The sequence below is a fragment of the Scytonema sp. HK-05 genome (assembly GCF_963872035.1).
GTDB lineage: Bacteria > Cyanobacteriota > Cyanobacteriia > Cyanobacteriales > Nostocaceae > Kalymmatonema.
The window spans coordinates 133,821-154,916 of the sequence record NZ_CAWMYC010000158.1; the positions used below are offsets into that span (position 1 = coordinate 133,821).

Below are 21,096 nucleotides of genomic sequence, written 5' to 3' on the forward strand. Positions count from 1 at the left end.
ACAAACACCTGCATTCTTGTTTGGCTAAAAGCCCTGCTCTATAAGGGTTTTAAAATGTGTTAGTTAGGAGTCATTAGTAAGCTGAAAATCCTACAATTTGCACATCATCTTTTAATCACATTCTTGTGGGGTGGAGAGAAGTCCGAGGGTCGGTTTCCTCCGTTCGCGTAGCGTGCGCCTTAGCGCAAAGCGCGTTAGCTCCCACCGGGTGAAGGCTCGGAACTTCGGGGCTATCCTGTCCGCCCAAATTGTGCAAACGGCACGGCACAACAGCTTATTAGATAATTGGATTTTGGACAAAAAACAAAATGCAGGATACTGATGTCATCGTCATTGGATCTGGTATTGGCGGCTTGGTAACAGCGACTCAGTTAGCCGCAAAAGGTGCTAAAGTACTTGTCTTGGAACGTTATCTGATTCCAGGGGGCAGCGCAGGTTACTTTGAACGGCAAGGCTATCGCTTCGATGTTGGGGCGTCGATGATTTTTGGCTTTGGTCAGAACGGTACCACCAACTTACTCACTCGTGCTTTGCAAGCCGTCAACGTAAGCTTAGATGTGATTCCCGATCCAGTGCAGATTCATTATCATCTGCCCAACGGCTTAGACCTAAAAGTTGAGCGAGTATATGAAAAATTTTTGCAAAATCTAACTGCCTATTTCCCCAATCAAAGCCAAGGGATTCGTCGCTTTTATGACGAGTGTTGGAGAGTATTTCATTGTCTCAACAGCATGGACTTGCTCTCGCTTGAAGAACCCCGATATTTAATGCGTGTATTTTTTCAGCATCCTTTAGCGTGTCTTGGTTTAGTGAAGTATCTGCCCCAAAATGCCGGAGATGTGGCGCGGCGCTATATTCAAGACCCCCAGTTGTTGAAATTTATTGATATGGAGTGTTATTGCTGGTCGGTGGTACCAGCTGACATGACGCCAATGATTAATGCTGGAATGGTATTTTCCGACAGGCACTATGGAGGAGTCAACTATCCTAAAGGTGGTGTGGGACAAATAGCCCAAAAATTGGTAGAGGGGCTTGTCAAAGCAGGTGGTCAGATCAAGTACCAAGCTCGGGTGACGAAAATTATCCTAGAAAATAGGAGCTCCGTAGGTGTACAACTGGCTAATGGTCAAATCTACCGTGCCAAACGCATTGTTTCCAATGCTACACGCTGGGATACATTTGGGAAATTACTTAGTCAACAAAAAATTCCTTTTGCTGAGAAAAAGTGGCAGCTACGCTATCACAAGTCGCCCAGTTTTCTGAGTTTGCACATGGGAGTGAAGGCAGAAGTTTTGCCCCAAGGAACGGAATGCCATCACATTGTGCTAGAAGATTGGGAGAAGATGACAGCCCCAGAAGGGACTTTATTCGTGTCTATCCCGACGTTGCTTGATCCAGATTTAGCGCCTAGCGGGTACCATATTATTCACGCCTTCACACCTGAGTGGATCGATGATTGGCAAGGACTCTCTGGGCGGGAGTACGAGGAAAAGAAACAAGAGGCGGCTAGGCGAATTGTTGACCGATTGGAAAAGATTTTTCCTGGTTTAAATGCAGGGTTGGATTATCTGGAGGTGGGAACACCACGAACCCATCGCCGCTTTTTAGGTCGTGAAGATGGTACTTACGGACCAATTCCCCGTCACAAATTGCGGGGGTTGTTGGGGATGCCGTTTAACAGAACGGCAATTCCAGGGCTTTATTGTGTGGGAGATAGTACATTTCCAGGTCAGGGGTTGAATGCGGTGGCGTTTTCCGGGTTTGCTTGCGCCCACCGCATTGCCGTGGATTTGGGGTTGTAGAAAACTCCCTAACCTCCCTTGCCACAACATCTAGCAAAAATAAAATCCCCTTGCTTATAACAGTAAGGGGAAGATAAAAAATGATACTTTTTGCGGTTTATGCAACATTTGCTCTAAAATCTCCAGAAAGTACTGGCTGCGATCGCACTAATTCTTTGCAGAGTGCTTTCAAGGTAAAATTTGACTCAAGCAAACAATTTTAAAGACGCGGGACAATGCGAGCCACTATACTGGTAACTCTATTAATGGTTGAGAGAATAGCAACTGTGTTTTTAACGTTTTGAAGCTCAACCTCTAACTTTTCAATAGCATTTTCAAGATCAGGAGCAAGAGATTTTAAATTTTTGGCATGGTTCTTCAATATTTTTGTTTCTAACTCCATCCACTTGGCTCTATAAAGGTTTCGTTCTTCTAGAAAAGCTCTTCTTTTAGCTATATCTGGTTCCTTTTCAAAAGCAAGCTGAATTTTTGAGGAACGGAGTTTTTCTTCCTGCTCTCTCATTTTATCAAGTAGTTGTTTATTTATTTCATTGAAAGATTCATTTTGACTCATTACTTTTTCCATGATGCTAATTCTCCTTAATAATGACTATTTGGTGTTTTGTACGAGTGCGAGAAACGAATCAATATCTTGCAAATGATTATTGAGACGTGCTAAAGTTAACTTTCCTTCTACGGAAGCTTGGTAAATTTCTTTAAACTCTCCTAAGGCATTGCTTGCATTTTTGATTTCTTCTATCTTTCTATCCATAAGGAGAATCTTCTTGCGGCTTTGAACCCATTCATCCTCATTTTTGATTGGCTTTGGCTGAATGAGAGGTCGAATAACAAGCCGTATCTCTTGCGCCGATTGTATTGATTTCACATCCTTTTTCATTGAATCACTTAAGGTATTTAATACCTCTTGTTGAATTGTTAGTTCTTTAAGAATGACTTCATGCCGTTTCTCCAACTCTTCTCTCAGCGCACCACGGATTTGAGAATTAATAACAAGATTTGTGACACCTTGAAGTAAACTTTTATTTGTAATCAAATCACTACCCTGAAGTTTCTTACTAACACTGTTGAGATTGCCTGCAATACCATCAATCTCTGTCTTAGCCTTATCAGGTGCATCAGATGTTGCTAAGTCTTGTAGTTTAGAAAAGTAATTTTGTAGAAGTTGATTGTGACTACGAATATCGTTGATAATCGTTAATTTTTCCTCATCATCTTTAGAAATTGTTCTATAGTCATTTTCATTTTGATTGAGTATTCTGTCATCTTGCAATAGTTTTTCGGAAGTCGCTTCGATTCTAATCTCACTAGCAGCTGTCAGTAGCTCATTAACAGCATGAGCATATTGATTTCCAGCTTGTGTGAGTTTTTTGTACTCTTCGCTAGAACGACAACCACTAGTTAAAGCTGCTATAACAGCAAAAACTGCTACTGTTTTATGAATGTTTTTTCTCATAGCGATATTTCACCCTTAATAAAGATGATTAATACGATGAAATCCCATATATTTTCCTAATTTTCGACTGGAAACACTTGGTTTCAAGTATTAGGTAATTGTGAGATGTTGAAAAGGAAAAGGTTTGGTTGCTGCTGGTTTTTGTTAACTCGTCTACCAGCGTTGCTCTATCTTGAAGTAGATGTGAGTGAAATTAAGTTATGCACTTAGTTTTTGTTAACTCATCTACCAGCGTTGCTCTATCTTGAAGTAGATGTGAGTGAAATTAAGTTATGCACTTAGTTTTTGTTAACTCATCTACCAGCGTTACTCTATCTTGAAGTAGATGTGAGTGAAATTAAGTTATGCACTTTTTAGAGAAAAAAGGGAGCATCATATGCAATTCACGCATTCGCTCATTCAAAGTATGCTCTACGGGCACGCACTTTACAAAATGAAAAAATCCAGTACTAGCAAGTAGTCTAGCCCTTAGCAGTATGCACTTGTTTTGGCGCGACAACTTAGGAAGAACGCAGATCACACCACTCGTGTCGCTTGTGGCTGACCACTTCAAAGAAGCAGACTCGAAGGACTGCATAAGTTGAAAACGCTGGCATTTAGATATTTAATGCAACTATATGAGATTGGTTATTCTGGGGCGAGGCAGTCACTATGGATGTATCACCGAGATACTGGAAAATTTGCCGAATCAGTGCCAGTCAAAGAGTAGGATACGAATACAGTTCCGTGACTCTGGCACAGGAGTTCTTAAACAAACAAATTCGCCATCTTGCTCCTAAAGACACGCAAGTTGTTCTGTTATCATCTTTTCTCGCTAAAAATTCTGCTGTTGATGCCACAAGTCGCGCTCATGCGGGGCTTTGTTTGCGGTGCTATGTTTCTGAACCCATCCTGAGAGCTTGTCAAAAAATTGACAACTTATTCAGTGGTGAAAAGCAGTTTACCTACCAGGATTTGCTGCGTTATGTCCTCAATGACGATGGGCAAACTCTCGTGACCATAGACCGGGATGGCAAAACTCAACTGATTGTAGATAACAATGGTGAAACTAAGACAACCGCTTACAAATTCTTTTCTGTCAAAATTTTGCAAACATTTAATGCCGATTCTGACTCTAGCATGAGCTTAGACAATTGGGCATACTTGCAAACGAAACAAAATCCCGAACTGAAAGATTTTTTATCAGAATTTGGATTTAAGCATCTTAGCGACTGGGCGCTTCTCAACAGAGTTAGACCAAAACAACTCGAAGGTTTATCAAAGCGCGATCGCCACCTTGTAGAAGTGTTTCATGCTGTCTATCGCCGTGACAGACTTCAACAAAATTCCAAGGGAGGAAGAAAATGTCCAGATCCATCAAGCCCTCAACTGCAAGAAATGCTCAACGGCTTGCGAAAAAGAGATGTCATTATCAACTCTACTGTGGAGTTGATGAATGAACTCAAACAGGTCGTCACCCAGCTCAGACACTATGATATCTGGAGTTATAGAGAATCTTTGGAAATCCAAGATCCTGATAGTGGAGGTTATAGCCTTAGAGCAGATTTACCCGGTGAGAACCTGGCGGAGATTGATGTAGAACAGCAGGAGATGTTAGATTTCTTACATGAGCAAGTTAGCTTAGCTTTGACTAGTGCGATAGAACAAGAAATACGCGATCGCATTGCTGCCTTGACAAAAAGCAAAAAATATGCATACTTTGCTCAACAATTTATTCCTGGTTTGCAGCTCTACTACTGCGACAATTTATCTCTTAAGGATATTGCTCCTAAGTTGGGAATGACAAGTTGGGATCAAGCGAGACGGATATTGAATCCTGGCGATTTACTCAGCAAGATACGCGCTTCAACAGTCCAACAAATTCTTGACAAGGTTCTTAAGAAAGCTGTTGAAAAGGGTTTGACCAAAATGCCCCCGGAACCAGACTATCTTAAAACATTAGCTGAATATACAGAAGCTTTTGCTGATGACGAAATCTTTCAGGAAGCAGCAGAAGAAATCAGAGCTGGAAAAAGCCGTTCAATGGATAGTGCATATGCTCAACAACTTCGCAAATATTTAGAATCACAGACACACGACAAACACATACATCCCCAAACCCTCCTGTTGAAGCGAGGCTAAAGGAATCTTAGACAAAAAACCCATACATATAAGGAGTACAATAATGCGCCCTTCCTCGGTTAATTCATCAGACATAAGACTCTCGCTTCCAGAAGTGATTTGGCTAGAACCAGAAGACTTCCATCAAGCAAGAGGTTGTAGCCAACTGGTGATGAGTGAAGCACAACAGTGGCAAACCTATCTAAATACATTGGCAAGACTTGGCTGTGAAAAATGGTTAAGTACACGCATAAGCGATCAACCCATCCATCGAGATACGGATGTTATGGAAACTGGTTGTCATCTCAAGGTAGGTGAGTTTAAGATTTGTCCAATTGCTACAGAACACATACTTGATGAAATAGTAAATATCCCAACAGACGCCATTGATAAACCAGAATTGGCAGCTCATTTCTATGTTGTCGTTGAGGTGTTAGAAGAGGAAGAACAAGTTATTCTCAGAGGGTTTCTACGTTACGACCAACTGGTGAATTATCGAAACGAATTCAATTTACAAATTCTGGAGGATGGTTCTTATCAGCTACCACTGTCTTTATTTGATGCAGAACTCAATCACTTGTTGTTCTACCACCATTTCTTAGAACCCTCAGCTATCCCTTTACCTGTAGCCTCAACCCAGTCTGCCGCCGTATCACTTCAAACATATTTGCATAATACCAAAACCAAGTTGAGTCAATGGTTAGAGGGAGTTTTTGAAGAAGGCTGGCAGACGATTGACACGCTGATTAATCCGGAAGCCAATCTGGCTTTAAGTACCAGAATTACACACAAAGGTCCCAAAAAAGCCAAACTCATTGACTTGGGAGTGCAACTGGGTCATCAAACTGTGGCGCTGCTGGTTAATATCACAGAGGAAACCGAGGATAAATTGGGTATTTTGATCCAGTTACATCCTACAGGTGGAGAAAGATATTTGCCGCCTTATTTGAATTTGACTTTGCTGTCTAAAGCAGGAAAAACTCTTCAGGAAGTCACTTCCAGAAGTCAAGATAACTACATTCAACTCAAACCTTTTAAAGGGGAATCAGGAAAACGTTTCAGTGTTGAGGTAAGTTTAGGGGAGCATCTAAAGGTGAAAGAAGACTTTGAACTGTAGTAAAGGGGAAAGAGGGTGGCGAGAAAAAAGCCTGTATTTTTCCGTATTCTAAAATCCATTTTTCAATCCAACTACTCCCGTAGGGGTTGGATAGCTCAACCCTTACTAGCGGTCATGGCTGCGTTTCTGTGCGTGATCATATCACCCGTGTTGACAAAAGCTTCGGCTATCAATTCTACTGCACAAAACTTAGCAATCAGCCAAGGTAAGACCCAAGACCTTGTGCAACAGGGTAAAAAACTCTATGAGGCTGGACAGTTCACTCTTGCAGTCAAAGCGTTGCAACAGGCTGCTGCTGATTTTAGAACTCATCAGGATAGTTTACGGGAAGCTATGACTTTGAGCAATCTCTCCTTAGCTTTTGAGCAACTGGGTTTATGGACTGAAGCAGAAAAAGCGATCGCTCAAAGTCTCAATTTATTGAAAAGTTTAAATAACTCTCAAGAGCGTTCTAAAATTTTGGCACAAGCCCTTGATGTGCGAGGACAGTTACAATTGGCACAGGGACAAGCAGACGCAGCAGTGACTACTTGGCAACAAGCTGCTGAGATTTATCAGCATTCTAAAGATAGTGCTGCATTAACTCGTAACCGCATTAACTCGGCTCAAGCGATGCAAGCTTTGGGGCGATACCGTCAGGCAAATAAGATTTTAACTGAGATTTCGCAAACTCTTAAAAATGAACCAGATTCAGCGACGAAAGCCGCAGGACTGCTGAGTCTTGGTAACATTCGGCAAGTGGTTGGTGATTTAAAGGAATCGCAGCAGGTTTTAGAGCAAAGTTTAGCACTAGCAAAAGCCACCTCATCGAATCAAGTCGTCAGTGAGGCTCTCTTCAACCTGGGAAATACAGCCCGCCTCCAGCATGACACGAAAACTGCGCTACATTACTACCAGCAAGCTGTAAGCGCATCTGTTGACCGAACCACACGTATTCAAGCATATCTCAATCAACTGAGCCTACTTATTGAGACAAAGCGACTTGCGGATGCATTCTTCTTATCTTCCCAAATCCACTCTGAAATCAATAACTTGCCCCCAAGTCGGATGGCAGTTGACGCCAAAATTAACTTTGCCCAAAGTTTGATGAAGCTGGCTAGCATTGATAAGGCGAATGAAGGAGTACTAAAAGCAACATCCCCCTCATCCCCCTCATCCCCCTCATCCCCCTCATCCCCCTCATCCCCCTCATCCCCCTCATCCCCCTCATCCCCCTCATCCCCCTCACTCCCTCACTCCCTCACTCCCTCATCCCCTTCCCTCCAAACCTCAGCCCAGATACTGGCAAGTGCAGTCAAGCAGGCGGAAAGCTTGCAAGACAAGCGAGCAGAATCTTATGCCCTTGGAACTCTTGGGAATCTGTATGAAATTAATCAGCAGTTGACTGATGCCCAAAAGCTGACACAGAAAGCTTTGTTTCTAGCCCAAAGTATTCATGCATCAGACATCGTTTATCAATGGCAATGGCAACTAGGACGTATACACAAGCTACAGCGAGATATGAAACGGGCTGTCCCCTACTATTCTGAAGCCTTCAAGACTCTCCAGACTTTACGTAGCGATTTAGTTGCGATTAATCCAGATATTCAGTTTTCCTTTCGGGAAACTGTGGAACCTGTGTATCGGGAGTTAGTGGCATTGCTTTTGCAAACAGAGAATGAAGAACACAGAACAGCAAAAGGAAATTCCAATGTCCAATACCCAGACCAAAAGCCAGAAAGCCAAAAGAATATACAGCAAGCTCGTTTTGTGATGGAATCGCTGCAATTAGCAGAACTGGACAATTTTTTTCGCTCAGCCTGTTTAACTGCTAAGCAGGAACTTGACCCAGTGATTGATAAACAAGACCAACAAGCAGCAGTTCTGTATCCGATTATTTTACCAGACCGTCTAGATGTTATTCTCAAGTTGCCTAACCAGGACTTGCGCCACTACAAAACTGTGATTGCCGAAGATAAAGTAAAAAGTGTTGTAGAAGACCTCAGAGAATATTTACGGGATGTAACGCGGACTTCTCAGGTGAAGCAGTTGTCCCAACAGATATATGATTGGTTAATCCGACCTGCTGAAGCACAGCTTAGCGAAAGTGGCATCAAAACCTTAGTGTTTGTCTTAGATGGGGAGTTGCGGAATCTACCAATGTCAGTTTTGTATGACAAACAACAGCAAAAATATTTGGTGGAAAAGTATGCGATCGCCGTCGCCCCTGGTTTGCAACTCCTTGATCCCAAACCGTTGCAAAAGGTACGCTTAAACACCTTAACTGCTGGAGTAGCGGCAGAACGCTCTATCGAAAACCGCAAGTTTCCTTCACTAAATAACGTGCCACGGGAATTGCAAGAAATCAAGTCTGAGGTACCTAGGAGTCAAGAACTGTTAAATCAGCAGTTTACCGAAACCAACCTGCAAAACCAATTGGGATCTGCTTCCTTTTCAGTAGTTCATCTAGCAACTCACGGCGAGTTTAGTTCCGATCCAGAAAAAACCTTTATTGTCACCTGGGATGAGCTCCTGAAGGTGAAGGAATTTGATAAATTACTGCGAGTCAGCGACACGGGTAAGTCTAACAATATAGAATTACTTGTTCTGAGTGCTTGCAAAACTGCTGTTGGAGACAAGCGAGCAGCTTTAGGACTAGCTGGAGTTGCTGTGCGGGCGGGCGCACGCAGTACACTGGCAACATTGTGGTCTGTAGACGATGAGTCTACCGCCAATTTGATGAGTAAGTTTTATCAAGAGTTAAAAGCTGGAGTCAATAAAGCCGAAGCACTCCAGCATGCCCAACTCGCTGTTTTTGCTCAGCAGAAAAATCCATATTTTTGGGCACCGTTTGTGTTAGTCGGGAATTGGCTTTGACCAACAGAAGAATTCAGGAGTTGCAAGAAGCAGGAGGATGACCTAGGAGACTCAATCTAAATACAGTCAATCAGGAACTATGAGGAGTCACGGTGAGTGCAGTAGCGACTAAGGTATAGCGATCGCCATCCACTACCCACCCCTGGACTTCTACAATCTCCCGCTTGATTGTTCTTGACATAATCTGCGTTACTTTTGGGGATTGTAACGTTGCACAATCGGTGCTTGGGCTAGTTCTTCCAAGCCAACAGCTTTAAACAAGTTAGTCCAGTCTTCCGCCAACACGCGCTCATTTGGATTGGTGCTGCGTAGGTTAGCTAAATTTGTTACAGCATCGTACCAAAGATTATTCGCACCATAGACGGTGTACTCCCTTGATTTTGCAGTCTTTAACTGTTGCTCAAGCTGGGGAGTTAGTGCCACCCGTTGCAGCCATGCGTCCACAAAAAAATAGTCCGGTTTGTTTTGTGGATTACCACAATAAACTCGGAAGAACCAGTGATATTTTGAGTTTTGCTTGAGAGCATATTGTGAACTTGAGGGTAGGCTAATGCCTATAATACCAGCCTTTCCTGGCAATGTCAGAGAAGTTCGGTATACATCATTACCCTGTTCATCCTGCAACACAAACTCTCCAAAACGTGAGTTTGTCGGTAATTCAGGAACATAAACCCAAAAGGTTGGATACTCAGCCACTGTGGATGCGAAGAAAGATTTGTTGTTATTTTCCTCACCAGGTACTAAAGCAGTAATAGGTGTTTTCAGTTCTGGACATCCATCACGACGGCTTGTCCCTCCTCGGCGGCGTCCTCTAGGCTCACCATTATCAGGAAATTTCTGGGCAAGAAGGTTTGATGTGTGAGTGACTCTATTGCCCAATGATTGTACTGGATTTGCCTGCACTTTTATTGGCTCACTCACAAGCCCAATAACTAGCAAAGGGATAGCATATGCTAGTTGATGGTGCCTTGGAGGCAACTTATTTTTGCTCATATTTGAGACTTCCAACGTTTTTTGCTGTTGCTTGCATGGTGATTTGGTAGCATCTTCAACACAACCGCACAAGACACCAATGCCAATGTTGAGGGAACGAGTGGAATCCACCCTGCTTGTGTAAATATACCAAAGCAGATGGTAAAAAGTATCAATAGTGCTGTTACAATAGCTAATCCTATATGAAGTGGCTGTAAAATTCGCCAAGATAGAATACCTCCCAGCAATGCCCAACCCCATATCCACAGTGCTTCCACCCATCCAGACCACCACCACATCAAAGGTCTACCATCCAAAACAGCACTCACAATATGACTCACCATCTGCGCTTGTAGAAATACGCCTGAAATTTGCTTTTCTTTATCCGGTGCTTTTGCAGTGTATGGAGTTTCCCAATCATCAGGAGAACTAGAAGCGGTGACGCCAATGAGGACGATTCGGTTTTTCACCGACTTCTGTAATAACTCAGGAACAATCTCGTCATTGAGAATTTCTTTAAGAGAGACTGTTTGGGCAATATTGGCAAGAGAGGGCACAGAACGATAATTGAGCAGAATTTGATATCCTGAGGCATCCACTCCTTGATAGCCGCTTGTATGGGATTGTAAGCGCTTAAAAACAGTGTTGCCAATTTGCAAGTTTTTCTCTTGATTAATGTCCCATTTTATACCACTATTTTTCAGGTATTGCTGTGCTAGCTGAAAGCTGAAAGCATATTCTGCTGCACAAGGAGATTGCACAGGGGGAGTTAATTGCACAGGTTGGCGACGAAGAATACGGTCTGCGTCAGCTACAAAATCACTAAAAGCGAGACGTTCTTTTGAGACTTCCGGAGAGGGAGGAACACCATCCGGTGCGCCATCATTAGGAGCAGAAACTTTGCACACTGTAAATATTCGCTTGTCCTGCTGCAAGAGTTCGCCTAAGTCTGGATAATTGGGATCAACAGGGAAATCACGATAAATATCTAAACCAATAGTTGCTGGTTGGTACTTCTCCAACTTTTGCAACAGTTGACTCAGTGCTTGGTCTGATAGCGACCAACGCATATTCATCTTCTTCTGAATTTGATACTGAATATCCGCTTCATTAATAGTGACGATTAATAAACGCGGATCTGGCTTTTCATCTGCTGCTCGCAGTTGCATTAAATGATCATAAGAATGCAGTTCCCAAGGTTGTAGCATCCCTAAATGGCGCACTCCCATGAGACTAGCAGCTACCAGTACACTTGCTAGCAGTATTGGGAGACGACGCGTGGCGGCGACGCCTAAGCGACGTCTAACTAATTGGTTTTGCTTTGCTGTTCTCGAAAGAGTATGGTTTCCAAAGTAACGAGCAGTGGGTTGCTTGGTTACGGAACCCGCCACTAAAGAGCCTACCTTGTATACAGGTTCAGTTTGTCGCTGTGTATGCCAGACCATCGGCAACTCCCCAGGATTTTGGCAAATCACTGGTAACCAAGTGGCACAAGGGTATTCTCCCTCCAATCCTTGCAGTCTTTCTCGTGCAGAACGTAATGCTGTGTATAAAGACTGCCCCCGAGAAAATTCGGCGAGAAAATGCTTTAAAAATTCTTGAGCGACGACGTTTGGCACTGGCTCACGCATGACAATGACTTGCCCAATGTGCAACTCCTGGAGCTGCTGCGCCAACCCTAAGCCATCACAAGAGTTGAAAATTGCCAAACGTAATCCACGGCTGATAGCTTGCTTGAGACCATACTTTAGTTGGTCAAGGGTAATTGTGTCTTTTTGATTGAGTTGCAGCCTACCTTTTTCTTGAGTGCAGCTATGACCGGCAAAAAAGAGAATATCCCAACTTTGTTGCCAAAGCTGGTCATTAAGATTGTCTAGCTTCGGCTCTACTAAAAACTGAATTTCTGCATCAGTTGATAATTGTTCTAAAAAAATCCTATCTTGGCTAATATCAATTTCTTGACTATTTCCCAATATTGCTAGTATTCTAATTTTACTTTTTTTTAGTTGAGGCAATTTCTGTGGTTGTTTATACTCAGACGCACTTAAGCCAACTTCTGCATAGGGATAATCATCAAAAAAACTCCACAAATGCCAAGGTAATCGCCGCAACAAATTGTCGTTGGTTTCAATAATGAAGCGAATTTCTTCAGATGGTTTTAAATGTGTACGTAATTGCTGCTCAATTTTGCGAAATTCTGCGGAATTCAGCCACAAATTTATCGAGTCGTAAAGTTGCTCGCATAAATCCTTAAGATCTACTTCAGAAACATTAGTGACGTAAGCGTCTTCTATTTCAAAAGTATCGTCACTTTCTTCAGTTTCTTCTACACCAACACGTAAACATGGACGATGAAAAAAAGCCGAATAAAGTGACTGCCAATTGCGGTAAAGTTTTGGAATCTCTGGTGCAGACGGTAAGCTAGCAGTAAATTTCGTTTGATAGGGATTTTCTGCTTCCCCGATATATGCTGTTACAACAGGAAAGCCTTCGTGTAGATTTCCCTGACCCAAGCTTAAAACTATCAACCTATTCATAAGCGTTTTAGGTGTCTGATTCAAAGAGTGGTCAGATGATAAATGTCTTAAAGTTAATTGATTAAACTTCATCTTAAGGCTTTAGCATGCGTCAATCAAAAACGCATCACCCAAAATTAATTTTTACTTTATAAATGATGACCTCTTTTCGCAAAATATCAAAATATTCTACAACAGATTTAACAAGAGCGCGATGCACCCAGATACTAAAGAATAGAGGCTCTTATTACAGAAATGCCTGTGTTGAGACCTCAGTATAAACCTTGGAAAGTATCATCGCCAAAATAACCGAAAAAAAAGTCATAAGAAGCTGATTTGGCGATAGAAACCAACTTTTTCAATAGCTGAAAGTATGCAGACATCGTTTATATTGTCAAGCAAAAGCGTCATGAATTCAAGACGCTGCTTTGGAAGCCGATACGCTGGGATACTCTGTTTTTGGCTGGTCATAGTCAAACTTCTTAGGACTTACGCACTGTACAAATAGAGGATTATGTGGATTAACTAAACTGCAAACTTCACGGGTTTTTGTTCAAAAAATTTACAAAACCCTCTCCACTTCCTCACTTTTTATACATATTCTTAAGAGAAAGATTCTAATGGAGATGAAGTCATGCATCTGAACAATAGTTAAAAGTCAAGATTTGACTCAATTCACATAATCATTTTTTGACAATGCGTAAGTTTTCATTATGTCGTTTTCGATACCGATTGAAGAAAATACAATACGGTTACGGGAGAACTGCATAAGCTCGTGCAGAGTGGCAACGATTTACCTTAACGAATTCTATTCTTGTCAGAGTGTGTCTTTATGAGGGTGTCTTTCAACAGGAGTGATAGGCTATTAAAGATATTCTTCTCAAAGACAGTAGGCTGGGTTGTGATTCCGAAAATAAACCAGTTCTTTTACAAATCTTATTTTTAATGTAAAGATACGAAAAAGAATAAACTGAATTTGTAGAAGAGACCATGCTTGCCAAAATAAAAAAGTGTCTTCTCTATGAGTAAATCAGTTGTTATCAGCCTAGGAAGTGGGGATTTGAACAACGGATTTCCAAATGTTACTGCTAGGTTATGGTCATCAGGAAACTCTTTTCCACAGCAATTTATTGGTAGCTTACCTGCAGCACCATCTTTAGTTGAACTCTGTCAAAATTGGCAGTTAAATTACAAAAATGTTTGTGCTCGCCAACATTTGCGTTCTCTATTGATGGAAGATGATGATGATGATCTGGAAATTGACGAAGGCGGCATAACTAATGTCTCTGTTGTCGGTTTTGATGAGGTGTGCCAAAAACTACAAGAAGATATCAATAATTGGCTCAAATCTTTTGAGTTTCTTAATATAGAACGACAACTGCGATCGCAACTAAATCCAGCCGAAGAAATTCGAGTCATTGTTGAAACCAACAATGACTTGCTACGGCGATTACCTTGGCATCGTTGGGACTTCTTCAATGATTATCCTTTAGCCGAAATGGCGCTTTCTCAACCCGAGTATAAGCGCCGGGAACCCTTACAGCCAAAATTACCTAGAAAGAAAGTGAGAATCTTAGCGGTTCTGGGTAATAGCCAAGGGATTGATTTGGAGAGAGAAATCAGATTTCTTGATAGTTTATTAGATGCAGAAATAGTTTTTCTTGTCAATCCTTCTCGTCAGGAATTTAACACTCTTCTTTGGCAAAACCCCGGCTGGGACATGTTCTTTTTTGCGGGTCATAGTCAAACCGAGGGTGAAACAGGCAGAATTTATATTAATGATCATAAGACCAACAATAGTTTAACAATTGGACAGTTAGAAGAAGCTCTTAAAGCAGCAATTGATAATGGTTTACAACTAGCAATTTTCAATTCCTGTGATGGACTGGGATTGGCGAGTGCGCTGGAAAAATTAAATATTCCGACAGTGATTGTGATGCGTGAGCCAGTGCCGAATCTGGTGGCACAGGAATTTTTTAAGCATTTTTTAGAGGCTTTTGCAGTTGAACGACGTTCTTTATATTTAGCAGTACAGCAAGCACGCAGAAAGTTACAAGGTTTGGAAGATGACTTTCCGGGTGCTTCTTGGTTGCCTGTCATTTGTCAAAATCCGGCAGTGGAACCGCCGAGTTGGCTAAAGTTAGGGGGAGTACCGCCATGTCCGTATCGTGGGTTATTTGCCTTTGGTGAGGAAGATGCTGACCTATTTTTTGGGCGGGAGCAGTTCACACAGGACTTGGTGACGGCGACCAAAAGAAAGCCGTTGGTAGCGGTGGTCGGTTCCAGTGGAAGTGGTAAGTCGAGTGTGGTGTTTGCTGGGTTGGTTCCTCAGTTGCGCCAAGATCCAAATCTTAAGTGGCAGATTGTCTCGTTTCGTCCGGGTAATAATCCGTTTGAGGCGTTGGCTGCTGCGTTAACTTCTAGCATTGGCGAAGGTTTATCCCTTCCATCTCGGCAAGGAGACAACCTAAATAAAGATATAAATCAAATAAATCAAAATCAAAATTCAAAATTAAATGCTCGCCGCCTGATTGAATTAGAACTGGAAATCGCACTGCGACAAGATAATAAAGCCTTATACAAAATTATCGAAAGCTTTGTCCAGCAAAACCCCAAAACTCCTCTGGTCTTAATAGCTGACCAATTTGAAGAGCTCTACACTCTTTGCCCAGAAGAAGAACGCCAAGGTGTCTTAGATGCATTACTGAATGCAGTCAGGTTAGCTCCGGCATTTACCCTAGTCCTGACTCTGCGAGCGGACTTTTACGGACATGCCCTTTCTTACCGCCCCTTTAGCGATGCATTGCAAGGAGCAGTCCTGAATCTCGGACCAATGAGCCGTGAGGAATTGCGAGCAGCTATTGAACAGCCTGCAACACAAATGCAGGTGAGATTAGAGAATGGGTTGACAAATAAACTGATTCATGCAGGTGATGATCAGTCAGGACGTTTACCGTTGCTGGAGTTTGCTTTAACACAACTTTGGTCAAAACAGACAGATGGATGGCTAACTCATGAAGGCTACGAGGAGATTGGCGGCGTTGAGGAGGCTTTGGCTATGCACGCCGAAGCAGTGTATGCCCAGCTTTCTGAGGTAGACCGAAGTCGGGCGCAGCGAGTGTTTATGCAGTTAGTGCGTTTAGGGGAAGGAGTGGAGGCTACCCGGAGGTTGGCGACTCGTGATGAGGTGAAGTCAGAAAACTGGGATTTGGTGATGCGCTTAGCTGATGCACGTCTTGTGGTGACTAACCGCAACGAGTCATCGAGTGAAGAAACAGTGGAAATTGTGCATGAGGCGCTGATTAGAAGCTGGGGACGCCTAGAGCAGTGGATACAAGTTGATGGTGAATTTCGCTATTGGCAAGAGCAGTTGCGATCGGCAATTCGTCAATGGGAAAGTAGTGGCAAAGATGAAGGTGCTTTATTGCGCGCAAAGCCACTCTCGGATGCAGAATATTGGCAGAGCAAACGCATAGATGAACTGAGTTCTGGTGAGAAACATTTCATTGAGCTTTCTTTGGCATTGCGGGATAACGAGATAAATAAGCAGAAGCGTAGACGCCAACTTACTATTTTAGGACTCACAGGTGGCTTAGTGGGAGCTTTGATGCTGGCTGGGGTAGCTTGGTGGCAATCGCATAAAGCAAGCATCAGCGAGATTCAAGCTGTGACCAAATCTTCTGAAGCACTGCTTGCCTCGAATAACAGATTGGATGCGCTCATAGAAGCAATCACAGCTCAGGAGAAACTAAAAACAGTAGGTAGGGTAGATGCAAATATCCAGGTTCGGCTTGAATCAGTACTAAGGCAGGCAATTTATACGGTAGTTGAACATAATCGGCTCATAGGGCATAGCGAAAAAGTTAACGCAGTCACCTTCAGCCCCAATGGTCAGCTGATTGCCACAGCGAGTGATGACAACATGGTGAAACTCTGGAAGCTTGACGGTACTTTGCTTACTACTCTAAAGGGACATAGTGGTGCAGTTTACGGAGTCGCGTTCAGCCCTCAAGGTAATATGATAGCCACAGCAAGTGGGGATCAGACAGTCAAACTCTGGAAGCTTGATGGTACTTTGCTTACTACTCTAAAGGGACATAGTGATGTAGTTAACACAGTTGCGTTCAGTCCTCAAGGTAACATCATAGCCACAGCAAGTAGTGACAAAACAGTCAAACTCTGGAGAGCTAGCGATGGCACCTTGCTTACTACTCTAAAGGGACATAGCGATGTAGTCAGTGCAGTCACTTTTAGCCCTGTTGGCGTAGCGTCCCCGCAGGGGTTTGGTCAACTGATTGCTACAGCAAGTAGAGACAAGACCATCAAACTTTGGAAGCAAGATGGCACCTTGCTTACTACTCTAAAGGGACATAGCGATGTAGTGAGTGCTGTAGCTTTTAGTCCTGATGGTCAGATGCTTGCTACAGCTTCTTGGGACAAGACACTCAAACTGTGGAAGCGTGATGGCACCTTGCTGACCACCCTCAATAACCCTAACGGTAAGGTTTACGGATTAGCGTTCAGTCGTGAGGGTGATACAATCGCCTTGGCTGGGTGGGACAGGACAATAAAACTCTGGAGGTGGCATGATCGCACTTTGCTGACTACCCTTTCTGGACATAGCGATATTGTTTGGGGAGTAGCGTTTAGCCCCGATGGTAAGACAATTGCTTCAGCAAGTAGCGACAAAACAGTCAAACTCTGGAAGCGGGATAACATCTTGCTGACTACCCTTAATGGTCATAGTCGTGCAGTTTGGGGAGTCGCGTTCAGCCCCCAGGGTGAGATAATTGCCACAGCAGGTGACGACAACACGGTGAAACTCTGGAAGCCCAACGGCACTTTGGTGACGACTCTAAAGGGACATAATGCCGGGGTTTGGGCAGTAACATTCAGTCCTGATGGTCAGACAATTGCCTCGGCGAGTCGGGACAAGACAATCAAACTCTGGAAACGAGATGGTGAGTCAGCGCTGCAGGAGGGTATCCCGACCCAGGCGACTGGCGTTCGCGTAGCGTCTCCGCAGGAGATACCCCGAAGGGGCACTTTGTTGACTACCCTTAATGGACATAGTCGTCAGGTTAACGCAGTTGCATTTAGCCCTCAAGGTAGTATCATTGCTTCAGCAAGTGACGACTACACGGTACAACTCCACAAGCGAGATGGCACTTTGCTAACTACCTTGAGACATGATAATGAAGTTTGGGGAGTAGCGTTTAGTCCTGTTCGCGTAGCGTCCCCGCAGGGGTTTGGTCAGATAATTGCTTCGGTAACTCGGGATAAGACGCTCAAGCTTTGGAAGCAAGATGGCACTTTGCTGACCACCGTTAAAGGTCACAATGGCGGAGTTTGGGGAGTAGCCTTCAGCCCTGATGGTCAGACAATTGCTACGGGGAGTCAAGACAAGACAGTGAAACTCTGGAAACGTGATGGCACTTTGCTGACTACCCTCAAAGGTCACAATGGCGTGGTTTGGGGAGTAGCGTTCAGTCCTGACGGCAAAATGATTGCTTCAGCAAGTGACGACAAAACAGTCAAACTCTGGAAACGAGATGGCACTTTGCTGACTACCCTCAACGGCCACAATGGCACGGTTTGGAGAGTGGCGTTCAGTCCCGACAGTAAGACAATTGCTTCGACAAGTGACGACAAGACAGTGATTCTGTGGAATTTGAATCGTGTTCTAGATACAGATAAACTAGTGAGCTACGCTTGTGATTGGGTTAAGGATTATCTCAGAACAAATGCACAGCACAAGCAGAGCGTTAGCGGATATTCTGTGCAGGAGGCGAGCCGTTTCTGTAGTGGGATTAAATCTCAATAGCTTCAGGCAACATGATTGCATTTTTCCCATTTTTCTCCCCTAAATGCATAAGTTAATTTTGCTTACATCTAATTAAGAGTGTAGAGGCAAAGCTCTCTTAGCTAAACTGACCTCCAGCTTTTTTGATAGAGCTTCGTTCTATATAATCAAACTTTTGTCAATGCGTAAATCCTACGTATTGGTTCCACTTTGGATTATCTTTTTGTGTAACTTTCTTTGGAGAAAAATATGACTTTATTGGTTGGTAATCTTCCTTCTGAGATAACTGAGGCAAATTTAAGAGAGCTTTTTACAAAATTTGGCACAGTCGGAAAAATTGACATTTTTCCTGGCTCCGGTTTTGCAACAGTAGCAATAGAAGGTGAAGCAAATGAGGATCTTGCTGTTCAAGAACTCAATGGCGTGGAAAAGTTTGGGCAGAAACTTAAACTCTTTAAGTCAGACGCACCAACAGACGCATCAAGGGGAGGAGACACTGGACCAAGTCCAGAGAGCAAGACGGGGAACCCCCCTCCTCGCAAGGCTGATAAGCAAATGATTATCTGAAAACTAATTCCAAGATTAGTGAGAACGTAAGCGTTGCTCCTCTACAGCAGACTCGCACCTTTCTAATAAATTAGGGTTGGTATTCTAATTTAATTTTACTTGCTGCTCTCGTAGCCTTTTGCCTCGCTTGTTGAATATCACTTCCTTTAGCCAAAGCGACTCCCATGCGCCGATAAGGATGGGCATTAGGTTTACCAAATAGCCTAATGTCCACATCTTTTTCTGATAGTGCTTCGGCTACACCTGTATAAGCAATGGAATCTGATTTTTCCGTGGCTAAAATGACAGCACTGGCAGAAAAACCCAACTGTTCTATATGAGGAATTGGCAAGCCTAAAATCGCTCTTAAGTGCAGTTCAAATTCGTTGAGATTTTGCGAAATTAATGTCACCATTCCCGTATCATGAGGTCTGGGGGAAAGTTCGGAAAAAATAACTTCGTCTTTGGTAATAAAAAATTCCACGCCAAAAATTCCGGCTCCTCCCAAAGCATCAGTGACTTTTTTAGATATTTCCTGCGCTTCCACTATCATTTTTTCCGCCATTTCTGCTGGTTGCCAAGATTCTTGATAATCTCCTCTTTCTTGGCGATGACCAATGGGAGTACAGAAAATTGTTGGTGCATTCCACTGCTTAATTGTCAGTAAAGTAATCTCGATTTCAAAATTGATAAATTCTTCGACAATCACCTTTTGACTGTCACCTCTGGAATTGGCGATCGCATAATTCCAAGCCTTCTCAACTTCACTCTTTTCTTTCACTACAGATTGCCCTTTCCCAGAAGATGACATCACAGGTTTCACGACATTAGGAAACCCAACTTCATCAGAAACAGCAATCAACTCTTCTAAGGTTATCGCATAACCATATTTAGCAGTGCGGATACCCAACTCTTTATGTGCCAGTTCCCTAATTCTATCCCGGTTCATTGTATAGTTAGTCGCCGCCGCCGTCGGGATAACTGTCATTCCTCGCTGCTCAAATTCCAAAAGTTTTTCTGTTCTAATTGCTTCAATTTCTGGTATGATAAAATCAGGTTGATATTTGCTCACAACCGCTTCCAAATCATCAGCACTCAGCATCGAAATCACTTCCGAGTAGTCAGCAACTTGCATCGCCGGAGCATTCGCATAGCGGTCAACAGCAATCACATAGTTACCAAGACGTTTAGCAGCAATAACAAATTCTTTGCCGAGTTCTCCCGAACCAAGCAGCATCAATTTTTGGGGCAGTTTAACCGAATTATTCATTAATTTATTAATTCCATCTATATACAACAAAAACCTCTATTTTTCTCTGCGTTCTCTGCGGCTCTGTGGTTATTTAATTTAATTCTCACCTAAAAGATTAAACCTACCACCCCGAATTCGTAAATCTTGACGCTGACTCTTTGTCAACCCAATCCCTTCTCCAAAGTCGCACTCTTCTACAAGAGTATTTAACCATATAGTCTCATTGAGAGTAGCACCATTCAAATTTGCATTTCTCAAGTCTGCGTTAGTAAAATTGGCAAAGATAAGGTCTGCATTTACTAAACTGCTTCCTTGTAGGTTTGCACCTAATAAATTACCACGGATGAAGTTAACTTCATCTAAAATCAACCCAGATAAATCTGCTCCCATTAAATTAGGGAATTTTAGCTGACTAGGATTTTGGAGAAACCGCATGATGCATGCTATGTTTGCTTCCTTAAGACACATTTTGGTTAAGAACTCATAGCGGGCTATGCCAAGTTGCTTGAGAATTTCTAGACGTTGTTGAGGACTTTGTTCTAAAAACTGAATAGCCCTGCTACGGAGATTTTGAGTAGAAGTATTTAGCATAATCATCAGATTGCGGTGATGGTATTAATTTTTAAAATCTTTATCGCTAATTCTTTTGTGTAACTGCTGAAAAGCTTTGCTATTACCA

Annotated in this window: 13 protein-coding genes; 7 read left to right on the top strand and 6 right to left on the bottom strand. The window is 42.9% G+C overall.

Annotated features, from left to right (window positions below):
- Positions 1–308 precede the first annotated feature (308 nt).
- Both crtH and AACT52_RS41650 read left to right on the top strand, forming a co-directional pair.
- A complete protein-coding gene (gene crtH, locus AACT52_RS37010) occupies positions 309–1,802 on the top strand; it encodes a carotenoid isomerase (RefSeq protein WP_073628539.1) in 1,494 nt (497 codons plus the stop codon).
- Positions 1,803–1,882: 80 nt separating this feature from the next.
- A complete protein-coding gene (locus tag AACT52_RS41650; protein ID WP_445263941.1) occupies positions 1,883–2,005 on the top strand; it encodes a hypothetical protein in 123 nt (40 codons plus the stop codon).
- On the opposite strand, the gene AACT52_RS37015 is transcribed toward AACT52_RS41650, so the two are convergent.
- Together AACT52_RS37015 and AACT52_RS37020 are read right to left on the bottom strand one after the other, a co-directional pair.
- A complete protein-coding gene (locus AACT52_RS37015; RefSeq protein WP_073628541.1) occupies positions 2,002–2,367 on the bottom strand; it encodes a hypothetical protein in 366 nt (121 codons plus the stop codon). The genes AACT52_RS41650 and AACT52_RS37015 overlap by 4 nt on opposite strands.
- A gap of 24 nt (positions 2,368–2,391) precedes the next feature.
- Positions 2,392–3,255 carry a hypothetical protein gene (locus AACT52_RS37020; protein WP_073628543.1) on the bottom strand — a complete coding sequence of 288 codons (864 nt, stop codon included), beginning with the start codon at positions 3,253–3,255 and terminating at the stop codon, positions 2,392–2,394.
- A 651-nt stretch (positions 3,256–3,906) separates the two neighbouring features.
- On the opposite strand from AACT52_RS37020, the gene AACT52_RS37025 reads away from it, so the two are divergent.
- Genes AACT52_RS37025 through AACT52_RS37035 form a run of 3 tightly spaced genes read left to right on the top strand, consistent with a single transcriptional unit; the run spans position 3,907 to position 9,328 of the window.
- Entirely contained in the window at positions 3,907–5,376 is a 1,470-nt protein-coding gene (locus AACT52_RS37025; RefSeq protein WP_073628545.1) for a hypothetical protein, read from the top strand.
- A 43-nt stretch (positions 5,377–5,419) separates the two neighbouring features.
- The gene (locus AACT52_RS37030) at positions 5,420–6,472 is read left to right on the top strand and encodes a DUF1822 family protein (RefSeq protein ID WP_073628547.1); all 1,053 of its coding nucleotides are present in this window, start codon (positions 5,420–5,422) and stop codon (positions 6,470–6,472) included.
- 15 nt (positions 6,473–6,487) lie between these two features.
- Positions 6,488–9,328, top strand: a complete 2,841-nt coding sequence (locus AACT52_RS37035) for a CHAT domain-containing protein (protein WP_073628549.1) — start codon at positions 6,488–6,490, stop codon at positions 9,326–9,328.
- Between the two features lie 189 nt (positions 9,329–9,517).
- Here the strand turns inward: AACT52_RS37035 and AACT52_RS37040 are convergent, their stop codons facing one another.
- Positions 9,518–10,321 (bottom strand): DUF928 domain-containing protein, encoded by an 804-nt coding sequence (locus AACT52_RS37040; protein WP_073628551.1) that lies wholly within the window; start codon positions 10,319–10,321, stop codon positions 9,518–9,520.
- A complete protein-coding gene (locus tag AACT52_RS37045; RefSeq protein WP_073628553.1) occupies positions 10,318–12,837 on the bottom strand; it encodes a CHASE2 domain-containing protein in 2,520 nt (839 codons plus the stop codon). Before AACT52_RS37045 ends, AACT52_RS37040 begins: the two co-directional genes overlap by 4 nt.
- Before the next feature lie 1,000 nt (positions 12,838–13,837).
- On the opposite strand from AACT52_RS37045, the gene AACT52_RS37050 reads away from it, so the two are divergent.
- Complete coding sequence (locus AACT52_RS37050) at positions 13,838–18,640, top strand: nSTAND1 domain-containing NTPase (RefSeq protein WP_083630085.1); 4,803 nt, start codon at positions 13,838–13,840, stop codon at positions 18,638–18,640.
- Positions 18,641–18,868: 228 nt separating this feature from the next.
- Positions 18,869–19,186, top strand: coding sequence for an RNA recognition motif domain-containing protein (locus tag AACT52_RS37055; RefSeq protein WP_073628555.1), 318 nt, complete (start codon positions 18,869–18,871; stop codon positions 19,184–19,186).
- Positions 19,187–19,256: 70 nt separating this feature from the next.
- Here the strand turns inward: AACT52_RS37055 and purT are convergent, their stop codons facing one another.
- Together purT and AACT52_RS37065 are read right to left on the bottom strand one after the other, a co-directional pair.
- Entirely contained in the window at positions 19,257–20,435 is a 1,179-nt protein-coding gene (purT, locus tag AACT52_RS37060) for a formate-dependent phosphoribosylglycinamide formyltransferase (RefSeq protein ID WP_073628557.1), read from the bottom strand.
- A gap of 78 nt (positions 20,436–20,513) precedes the next feature.
- Positions 20,514–21,008 carry a pentapeptide repeat-containing protein gene (locus tag AACT52_RS37065; RefSeq protein WP_198940847.1) on the bottom strand — a complete coding sequence of 165 codons (495 nt, stop codon included), beginning with the start codon at positions 21,006–21,008 and terminating at the stop codon, positions 20,514–20,516.
- Between the last annotated feature and the right edge of the window lie 88 nt (positions 21,009–21,096).